An 8,308-nucleotide genomic window follows, 5' to 3' on the forward strand; every position below is an offset into this window, starting at 1 on the left:
GAGTTCATCGCAGCTCAAACCGCAACCGCCTGAGTGTCCGGTGAAACGGGGGCAAGACCACACCTGCTGCGCATCCGCCTGGCTCTCCCGAGGCCTTGCCGGCCCTTGATGGTGCGCCTGCCGGGGTGGACGTGACTCCCGTCAGGCTCACCCGAAGCGATCCCAACTGCAACATGCACCGTTTCTACAGCCTGGAGTTCGCCACCAGCCTCTTCGGCGAGCGAGGTGTGGTGCGCCACTGGGGACGCATCGGGACCTCGGGTCGGAGCCGGACGGACTGGTTCAATGAGCCTCAAGAGGCAGAGGCTGCCTTCTTGGTTCTCCTGAAGGGAAAGCGCAGGCGGGGATACACGTCTTGAGGTAATGACTGCGAGGGTCTGACATGGGCCTTGGTCATCTGCGCGGTACGCCTCCCGCCTCCTTGACGAGTCAGCACGCCTCCAACCACTCCTCCCAACCATCTTCGAAATCGTCAAGATCCTCGAACGTCTCGGGAAGCGTCATTTGGGGCGGCAGGATGTCTGTCAGCCGGATCTGGCACCGGCGGCTGACCATCACTCCGGCGGCTTGGCACCAGTCGGCCAGATCGGCTCCATGGCCCGACACACCGGTCTGGTTGTCCGGGCCGCTCAGTTCGATCAGTCGCCGCGGCCCGGGCCTGATGGCAAGGACCGCGACCAGACCCTTGGGCGAGCGCAGCGCCCAGATTTCCTCCTCGCCGGCCTGGATGGCGAGATGCCGTTTCAACGGCGACGCCAGGCAGTTGCGGGCCTCGCTGCCGAGGTTCAGCACCTCGTTCATGGTGGTGCAGCGCATACCTGTCAGCAATCCGGCACGGATCGTTTCAGGCGCGCAGATCGGCTGATGCCGCCTTGCCCTGAGCAGTGCTGTCCTTGCGCGCCGAGGAAAGGCACGGATCCGGGCGATGAGCGGGGCGTTCGCTCCGTTCGCCGGACGTCGGACGTGGGGCAGCGATCGCAACAGGGCAGCGGCTTCGGGACGAAGGGGATGGCCCCGTTCACCGGCCACGGTTGCGATCTCGACCAGAAGATCGACCATTTGGCCCACATCCAAGGCAGCCCGCCGCAGTCCCTGCTTGCCCAAGCGATGAAGCAACTCGCCTTGAGCAAAGCGCGTCCGCACCCATCCCGGGTCAAGGCTGGACGGCCGGGTCCGCGTCGCATGGTCCGGGTCGAGGAGGTGCCTTCGCAGAAAGCTCCGCGCGCCCGGCAGCCACGGGGACAAGACGGAGGCTGCAGCAGCCAGTTCGTGATCGATCAGGGCATGAAATTCGGGGGTGTCGATCAGGTTCAGCGTCATGCGAGTCCGTTTGTTGCCGTCCATGAGGACCAACATAGCCAACCAGTACGTCATTCGAGGACGTGCTGTCCCACCCCCGTTCTTGCCCTGCCTCGGTCGCCTCCCGATACTCTGCGGCAAGCCCCGAGCCGGAGACCCGCATGGCGCATTACCTCACCGCCGATACCCATTTTGCCGATGATCCCGTGCGGCAGTTCTTTGGCCGGCCCTTTGCTTCGGCGGCCGCGATGGATGCCGTGATGATCGCGCGCGCCGCCCATGTCGCCCCGGACGACGACCTGTGGATCCTCGGCGATTTCGCCGCCTGCGAGACGGACGCCGGCCGCGCCGCCGCTTGGGCCGCCTTTGCAGCGCTGCCCGGCCGCAAGCATCTGGTCCGCGGCAATCACGATCCCGACTGGCTTGTCTCGGCATTCCCCTGGGCGTCGGTCCACGACCTTTACGAACTGGACACGGGCGGACAGCGCTTCGTGTTGTGTCACTATCCGCTGGTCACCTGGAACGGCGCGCGGACCGGCGCGGTGAACGCCTTTGGTCATGTCCACACCCGCTGGCGGGGTGCGCGCGGGCAGGTGAACGTGGGCGTCGATCAGTGGGATTTTGCACCCGTCACTCCGGACCAGGCCGAGCTTGCAGCCCTGACACTGCCGGCTTCGCGCCTGCATGATCTTGCGGAAGGCAAGGGCCGCGAGGCGGCGAGGTGACGGACGCGCGCTATGCCAAGCTTGAATCGCTGCTGCGGGTCGTCCTCAGGATGGAGGCTCGGCGCGACGGCATCACCCTTGCCGATATCCAGGTAATCGCCGGCATCGAACGCCGCGCCGCCGAGCGGATGCGCGACGCGCTGCTGCGCGCCCTGCCGCAGCTGGAGGAGGGCGATCCCGGCCCTCCCAAGCGCTGGGTTCTGACAGGCCCGGCGCTGTCGCGTGCATTGGCTCCCACGCTGGAGGAACTGGCGGCGCGGCACAGGGCCGAAGCGCTGCTGAGGCGAGAGGGTGACCGTTCCGCTGCCGATCGTGTGTCGGCTCTCGCCGATCGGCTTCAGGCGGCGCTGAGCCCGCAGGCGCGCACCCGCCTTGCACCGGATATCGAGGCGCTGCTCGAGGCCGATGGCGTGGCGCTGCGTCCCGGGCCGCGAGAGGCCCTGTCCGAGCCACTGCTGGCTGCGCTGCGCCAGGCGATCCTGGCGGGGGTGTGGATCGAATGCGACTATCTCAACGCCGGCTCGTGGCGGCTGTCGCGCAACATCGAACTCGGCCCGGTCGCGCTGCTGATGGGGTCGGGACGGCAGTATCTGCTGGCTTATAGTGAGTACGTTGATGACCTGCGGCTGTTCCGGCTGGCAAACCTGCACCGGGTCGAGCCGCTCGACCAGCCCTTCATGCCTCCTGAGGGCTTCATCTTGTCGGACTGGCTGTCCGAATCCTTCGGCGTCTGGCGCGAGGAGCCGATGAGGGTCGAATGGCGCTTTCTGCCCGAGGCTGCGGCCGAGGCGCGGTTGTGGCAGTTCCACCCGAGCCAGAGCCTGACCGACGAGCCCGACGGCAGCCTGACGGTCCGCTTTACGGCGGGCGGCATTGAGGAGATGTGCGACCATCTCTTCCGATGGGGCGACCGGGTGCAGATCATCGCGCCCGAGGCGCTGTGCGACGCCTGGCGCCTGCGTGTCGCCGCGGCGGCAAGAGCGGGCGGGGATTGACGCTGCTGATGACCTTCCCGAACATGGAAACTCATTTCGCCGAAAGCATGACATGGACGCCAATCGACTGAATGCCTTTTTTGCTGCGCTTGCACCCATGCGACAAAATTCCAGTACGGATAAGCTGACCACTGCCAATCTCCAGCAACTGTTCGACACGCTGGCTCCCCTGCGCACCAAAGCCCGCCAGGCTGTCCGGCCTGCTCCCTCGGCCACGGCACTGGTTCAGGCCTTTGAGGAACTGAAGGCGCCACTGGCACGCGAAAGAGCGCGCGTCGGACTGCTCAACCCGTGGAAGATTGCGGGGCTGAAGCGCAACGAACTGCGGAACGCAGCAACACTGGCAGGATTATGGTCCGAGGATTTCGGCGGCGCGACCTCGCGGCACTTTCTCGCTTCTTACCTGTCCCGCGCAATTCCTGAAATCTCTTGGGGTGAAGAGCTCACGCCGGGATACCGTATCCGCACTGAACTCTGCCCGATGAACGACCGAACCGATCGGGTTGATCTGGTCGTCGAAACCGCTGCACATCTTATCGCCATCGAGATAAAGATAGATGCTGGTCTGGGGCGCGAACAGCTCGAACGGTATCTGGTCGCGATGAATGGCCTTGCCAACCTGACCCGCCGAACACCGCACGTCATCCTGCTGGCGCCATTCAGCTCTGAGGTGCCGGGCATACGATCAACGTCTTGGCAGGACGTTGCCATCGCTGCACGTGGCGCAGCAGGCGCACGCGGCCACGACCGCGACTTCGTCCGGCAACTCATCGTACGCTTTGCTGATCACATCGTCGATTTCTGACAGGAGAACCATCATGACTGACGCTGATCTTTCAGTAGCCGCAGCTATCGTTCGCAACATCGACCTACTTGAAGCAACGTATGATTACGTTGATGACAAAATTGATCCTGCGCTTGGTGAAGCTGTTGGAAAGTTGCTCACAAGAAAACGAGATGAGTTCGGCTGGATCGGTGAAGTAGAGATGAGTTTTGAGGACAGCATGTATCTCGCGCCTTCCGACTGGCGGAAGGCGGAGGATGAGGAAGATAACTTCGATCTCTATTTCGCTTTTGATGCGATTGGCGAGAGCACCCAGTCGTGGATCGGCAACCTTGTTGGCGTTGAAGGGGCAGGGATGGGGTTTGAGATCCTGAGCGACTCCGGTACCAAAGCTGCCGTAAGGGGAAGACTGAGAACGATTGTCCGCGATGACCCAGCTTTGCTCGAAAACTTGCGAGCATCTGGCTTTTCGTGGAGCCCAAAAGGTGACCTGACGGTGCCTGTCACAATCACGCGCGAAGCACTGGCAGCAGCATTCGAGGACGAAGATTTCGACACTGCCCTTGCGCCTATCGCCGAGGCGCTGGACAGGATTCACGCTGCACGCAAGCACTTGGACCTTCTTGTCAATCGGATTCGAGGAGTGGCGGGCTGACGGTCTGCCGAACAGGTGGGCCAGGCTGTGCCTCGCACTAACCCTGTTTCAGCAGCTCGGGCGGCCCCTAAGAAACTGGAGCCGACCCGCCTGGGCCGGCTCGCACGCTCCACGCGCGGCCTTCCTCAACTCGGCTGATCGATCAGCCGCAGCGCGCCATCCGGCAGTGGACGCTGCGAGGTGCGTGCCTCGACCCAAGGCGCGGCCAGCCATGACTCCCACTAGTCAGGCCGTGTCAGGATTACGGGCATGGCCTTCGGGTGGATCGGCGCGACCTCCGCGTTTGGCGGCGTGGTCAGAAAGGCGAACAGGTCGTCGGTAGTCTCGCGGTCCTTGACCTTGCGGACGGAGCGCCAAGCCTGCGTCTCGATCCCGGCGAAGAAAGCCGGCCGTCGTCGCCAGGTGCGGACCACTGATTGCCGCGGCCCTTGCCGAGCGTTTCGGCGAAGGCGGTTAGCGGCACAAGGTAGTGATGTGCAGGGTCCAATTATCGCCGCCAGTGGGGCGAGGCGATGTTGCGGATATTGGTCACGCCGGATAGCGTTGGGTTGTGAGGTGCCGCGCTTGGGCCGGCATCGCCCAACGGGCCTTCACCAGTCGCAGTCCGCAACCGCTGCATTGCGGATGATCGGTACCACCTGGTCAAGGTAGACGTTGCCAGATTCACGGTTGCCCGCACGGTTGCCCCAGCGAGAGGCTGGAGAAGCTGGCGCATAGCTTTCTGAGTGCGCGTCTGGGCTCCGGCTGGGGCATTCAGACCATCACGGCCCCCGGCTGCCACACAATGGCCCTCCTGCGTGCATGAACATCTTGGGTCCGAAGCATGGCTGCTAACGGGTCTTTATCCAGGCACACCTCCAACAAGATCCCGCCGCGTATTTGTATATCAGTTCGATCTCGTCGCACTCGGCCATGGTGGCGCTCAGCCGCAGCCTTTGATGCCTCATCAAACAGCAAGGGAGGTCACCAGTCCGCTCGGGCGTGCAAGGCATTTACACTACTATACAGTATGATTGTATTTTCTTGTTGCAGGAACTTTCTCCATTGATGTAGAAGATTTGTAGAGAGGAGAATCGTCTATGCAACTCACCCGACACGCCGAAGACCGCCGCCGGCAGCGCAGCCTGCCAGTCGCAGTGATCGAGACCATCATCGATTGCGGCACCCCGTCCTTCCGGCGCGGCGCCACCTGCCTCTCGCTTGACGACGACGCCATCGCGCTCGCTGCGGATGGCGACTGCCGTGTCGCGGCCGACCTTCGTCGCTACCGTCACGCCCGCGTGGTCGAGGGCGATGACGGCGCGATCATCACCGTCATTCGCAGCAGGCCTTGGTCCGGCCGCGGCAGCCGCCGCAATCGGCGCCGCTGAGCCCACGCTGCAACCCGCACTCCTTCACCCACCCTGTCCCGCACCACTTGGAGCCTTGTCCTGCCCATGCAGCAGAACCTTGACACTGCCCGTCGCTTTCTGCCCATCGTCGATGCTGCCGCTCTCGCAGATCCGCGCCGGAGCGATCAGCTCCGCATTCGCCGCGAGGGCGAGATCGACGTGGTCTACGCGCCGTTCGACCATATCGAGCGCGGCGCGAAGCTCGCGATCCTCGGCATCACCCCCGGCCTCACCCAAGCCGTGAATGCGTTGCGCGCTGCCCATGAGGCGCGCCATCTTGGCCTTGAAGCACAGCTCGCCCGCGCCAAGCTCACCGCCAGCTTCTCGGGGGCGATGCGCGCGAACCTCGTCGCCATGCTCGACCGGATCGGGGTCGCCAGCCATCTCGGGCTCGGCAGCGCGGCGGAGCTCTTCACTCCGGGTGCGTCTCGGGTCCACTTCACCTCGGCGCTGCGATATCCGGCCTTCCTGGGCGGGCGGAACTACAACGGCACGCCCGACATGCTCAGGACCCCGGTGCTGCGCGCCATGATCGAGACTCATCTCGCCGAGGAGGTGCGGCTCCTGCCGGACGCGCTCTGGCTGCCCCTCGGTCCGCAGGCCGGGAAAGCGCTGGCCCATCTCGCCGGCCGGGGCGAGATCGATCCGGCGCGGATACTCTCGGGGCTGCCGCATCCGAGCGGTGCCAATGCCGAGCGCGTGGCGGTGTTCCTCGGGCGCAAGCCGGCGCATCTCGCCTCGCGCCAGACGCGCGCGGCCCCGCTCCTCACTGCCGCCGAGCGCCTCGGCGCGCAGGTGGCGCAGCTCGGCCGGGCATGAGGGAGGCCACCATGAAGCAGCACCCCGACTACATCTCGCCCGAAGAACTGGATCGGGACATCCGCCATGTGATCATGGCGACGGCCGGCATCCTCGGCACGCTCTACCACTTCCCGAAATCCATGCGGGATGAGTTCCTCGGAGTCGATCTCCCAGAGGAAGATTGGCCGGGCCTCTACGCGAATTGGCCAGCCGACCATCTCTGGCAGGACATGCCGATCGAGCAGCATCCTCTGACGAACGTCCTGCGTGACGCCCGCGCCTATGCCTTCCAGGATGGGGAGTGGCCCGACAAGCAGGGACTCGAAGAGGTCTGGCACGAGATCGCCCCGATCGCCGATCATCTCCCGCGGACGGACGTGAACGGCCTTCCGACGCCGGCGCGTCGCTCGTTGGGTTCTTTCTCTCCTCTTCCCAACGACCCTCCGGAAATGAAGCGCGAGGTTGGCCGGCTCCGTCGCGTGATCGACATGTTCGAGGCGCGCTGGGACCTCGACCGGGGCAATTGGCTTACCATCGCGCAGATCGCGATCCTCTCGGGACTCGGCGAGGAGACCGTCCGCACGACGATCAACAAGGAGGGCCTACGGACGGCGCCTCGGGAGTCAGGCGGCCGGGGACGGGCGGACGAAGGTAAGGCGGCAGAGATCAACGGTCTCAGCAACGCCGAGGCGCGTGATTTCCTATCGCGCAGGCGTGGCTTCATCCCGAGCCGCGATAGCGGCGCAGAGCTGCCAGCCGCGATGGCCAAGCGCATCCTCGTCGAGGGAAGCGGTCCCTTCCCGGAGCGGCTCAGGCGGCTCCTCGCCGCTCGCGGGCTTACCCCGGCTGAGCTCGCGGAAGCGGCCGGCACACCGCCTGACTGGACAGATGCAATCGTCGCGGGCGCGACAACTGAGGCTCGGATCGACGATCTCGTGCGGCTCGCTAGTGCCCTCGACTGCGCTCCAGGGCGCTTCGCCGCTCTCGCGGTTGAGCACCTTGTCACCTGACCGCCGCAATAGCATGGCGCGTACCATTCACGCCGTGATCAAATCCGGCGAACCTTATCGTCCCCTCTTCGAGGGGACGAGCCCAGGCGGAAGGACCCCTCTCTGCAGAGCCGTGGCAGAGCCCGCCTGGGCAACCATCTTCAGGGTATCCGGTCGCTCGGATGTCCCGTGATCTAACGCCTCAAGCAGCAAATCCTTCCCGACATAGGACGTTGTCGGCCCGAATGCTTCTCGGCTTTCCCCGGCTCCGGGCAATCGGTCAAGCTCATCGACGACCTGATACGCGAACCCTCGGCCTTTCGCTTGGGGATCGTGCCGCTTGGCGCTCGCGGCTGAACTCGGCGTTCCCGCTCTAACCATCGATCAGGCCTGGAGCAGTGCCGACGTCGGCGTGAAAGTCGAGGTGATCTGTGAGTAGGGCAGCGATCATAGGCCCGAAGTCAAGCCACGGCCGCTCAACAGCGATCTTTTACTCAGCGGCCCAACCTTGAACGGCCTTGGTCAGATCGCCCGTAACTGGCCTGCTGCCGGTTTCGTTGACAGCGGGTTAAGCCCGCATGGCTCGGGCTTCGAACTCCATCGGGCTGAGATAGCCCAGCTTCGAATGGCGTCGCTGCGGATTGTAGAAGCGCTCGACGTAGTCGAACA

At 64.5% G+C, this 8,308-nt stretch carries 11 protein-coding genes; 8 read left to right on the forward strand and 3 right to left on the reverse strand.

What is annotated here, in order from left to right; translation table 11 throughout:
- The first annotated feature begins 131 nt into the window (after positions 1-131).
- Positions 132-359: a WGR domain-containing protein gene (locus ACFFII_RS17270; protein ID WP_377700115.1), complete on the forward strand. Its 228-nt coding sequence runs from the start codon at positions 132-134 to the stop codon at positions 357-359.
- A gap of 70 nt (positions 360-429) precedes the next feature.
- Here the strand turns inward: ACFFII_RS17270 and ACFFII_RS17275 are convergent, their stop codons facing one another.
- The gene (locus ACFFII_RS17275) at positions 430-1,320 is read right to left on the reverse strand and encodes a hypothetical protein (RefSeq protein WP_377700116.1); all 891 of its coding nucleotides are present in this window, start codon (positions 1,318-1,320) and stop codon (positions 430-432) included.
- Between the two features lie 140 nt (positions 1,321-1,460).
- On the opposite strand from ACFFII_RS17275, the gene ACFFII_RS17280 reads away from it, so the two are divergent.
- The 4 genes from ACFFII_RS17280 to ACFFII_RS17295 are packed head-to-tail and all read left to right on the forward strand — an operon-like array spanning position 1,461 to position 4,458.
- Complete coding sequence (locus ACFFII_RS17280) at positions 1,461-2,024, forward strand: metallophosphoesterase (RefSeq protein ID WP_377700117.1); 564 nt, start codon at positions 1,461-1,463, stop codon at positions 2,022-2,024.
- A complete protein-coding gene (locus ACFFII_RS17285) occupies positions 2,021-3,019 on the forward strand; it encodes a helix-turn-helix transcriptional regulator (RefSeq protein ID WP_377700118.1) in 999 nt (332 codons plus the stop codon). Before ACFFII_RS17280 ends, ACFFII_RS17285 begins: the two co-directional genes overlap by 4 nt.
- A gap of 52 nt (positions 3,020-3,071) precedes the next feature.
- Positions 3,072-3,824: a PD-(D/E)XK nuclease family protein gene (locus ACFFII_RS17290; RefSeq protein WP_377700119.1), complete on the forward strand. Its 753-nt coding sequence runs from the start codon at positions 3,072-3,074 to the stop codon at positions 3,822-3,824.
- 13 nt (positions 3,825-3,837) lie between these two features.
- Complete coding sequence (locus ACFFII_RS17295) at positions 3,838-4,458, forward strand: hypothetical protein (RefSeq protein WP_377700121.1); 621 nt, start codon at positions 3,838-3,840, stop codon at positions 4,456-4,458.
- A 221-nt stretch (positions 4,459-4,679) separates the two neighbouring features.
- Here the strand turns inward: ACFFII_RS17295 and ACFFII_RS17300 are convergent, their stop codons facing one another.
- Positions 4,680-4,871 carry an SOS response-associated peptidase family protein gene (locus ACFFII_RS17300; RefSeq protein ID WP_377700122.1) on the reverse strand — a complete coding sequence of 64 codons (192 nt, stop codon included), beginning with the start codon at positions 4,869-4,871 and terminating at the stop codon, positions 4,680-4,682.
- Positions 4,872-5,537: 666 nt separating this feature from the next.
- Between ACFFII_RS17300 and ACFFII_RS17305 the strand changes: the two genes are divergently transcribed.
- From ACFFII_RS17305 to ACFFII_RS17315, 3 genes are all read left to right on the forward strand, one after another.
- Positions 5,538-5,828, forward strand: coding sequence for a hypothetical protein (locus ACFFII_RS17305; RefSeq protein WP_377700124.1), 291 nt, complete (start codon positions 5,538-5,540; stop codon positions 5,826-5,828).
- 66 nt (positions 5,829-5,894) lie between these two features.
- A complete protein-coding gene (locus tag ACFFII_RS17310) occupies positions 5,895-6,668 on the forward strand; it encodes a hypothetical protein (RefSeq protein ID WP_377700126.1) in 774 nt (257 codons plus the stop codon).
- Positions 6,669-6,679: 11 nt separating this feature from the next.
- Positions 6,680-7,660: a helix-turn-helix domain-containing protein gene (locus tag ACFFII_RS17315; protein ID WP_377700127.1), complete on the forward strand. Its 981-nt coding sequence runs from the start codon at positions 6,680-6,682 to the stop codon at positions 7,658-7,660.
- Between the two features lie 547 nt (positions 7,661-8,207).
- Here the strand turns inward: ACFFII_RS17315 and ACFFII_RS17320 are convergent.
- Positions 8,208-8,308, reverse strand: a 101-nt coding sequence (locus ACFFII_RS17320; RefSeq protein WP_377700128.1) for an IS3 family transposase, incomplete at its 5' end; no start/stop codon positions are given.

The organism is Paracoccus niistensis, assembly GCF_042432925.1.
GTDB classification, from domain to species: domain Bacteria; phylum Pseudomonadota; class Alphaproteobacteria; order Rhodobacterales; family Rhodobacteraceae; genus Paracoccus; species Paracoccus niistensis.

Excerpts from the sequence above, each read along its gene's own strand:
- ACFFII_RS17275 (WP_377700116.1), bottom strand. The coding sequence starts at position 1,320 with ATGACGCTGAACCTGATCGACACCCCCGAATTTCATGCCCTGATCGAT.
- ACFFII_RS17295 (WP_377700121.1), top strand. The coding sequence starts at position 3,838 with ATGACTGACGCTGATCTTTCAGTAGCCGCAGCTATCGTTCGCAACATC.
- ACFFII_RS17305 (WP_377700124.1), top strand. The coding sequence starts at position 5,538 with ATGCAACTCACCCGACACGCCGAAGACCGCCGCCGGCAGCGCAGCCTG.
- ACFFII_RS17280 (WP_377700117.1), top strand. The coding sequence starts at position 1,461 with ATGGCGCATTACCTCACCGCCGATACCCATTTTGCCGATGATCCCGTG.
- ACFFII_RS17310 (WP_377700126.1), top strand. The coding sequence starts at position 5,895 with ATGCAGCAGAACCTTGACACTGCCCGTCGCTTTCTGCCCATCGTCGAT.
- ACFFII_RS17290 (WP_377700119.1), top strand. The coding sequence starts at position 3,072 with ATGGACGCCAATCGACTGAATGCCTTTTTTGCTGCGCTTGCACCCATG.
- ACFFII_RS17315 (WP_377700127.1), top strand. The coding sequence starts at position 6,680 with ATGAAGCAGCACCCCGACTACATCTCGCCCGAAGAACTGGATCGGGAC.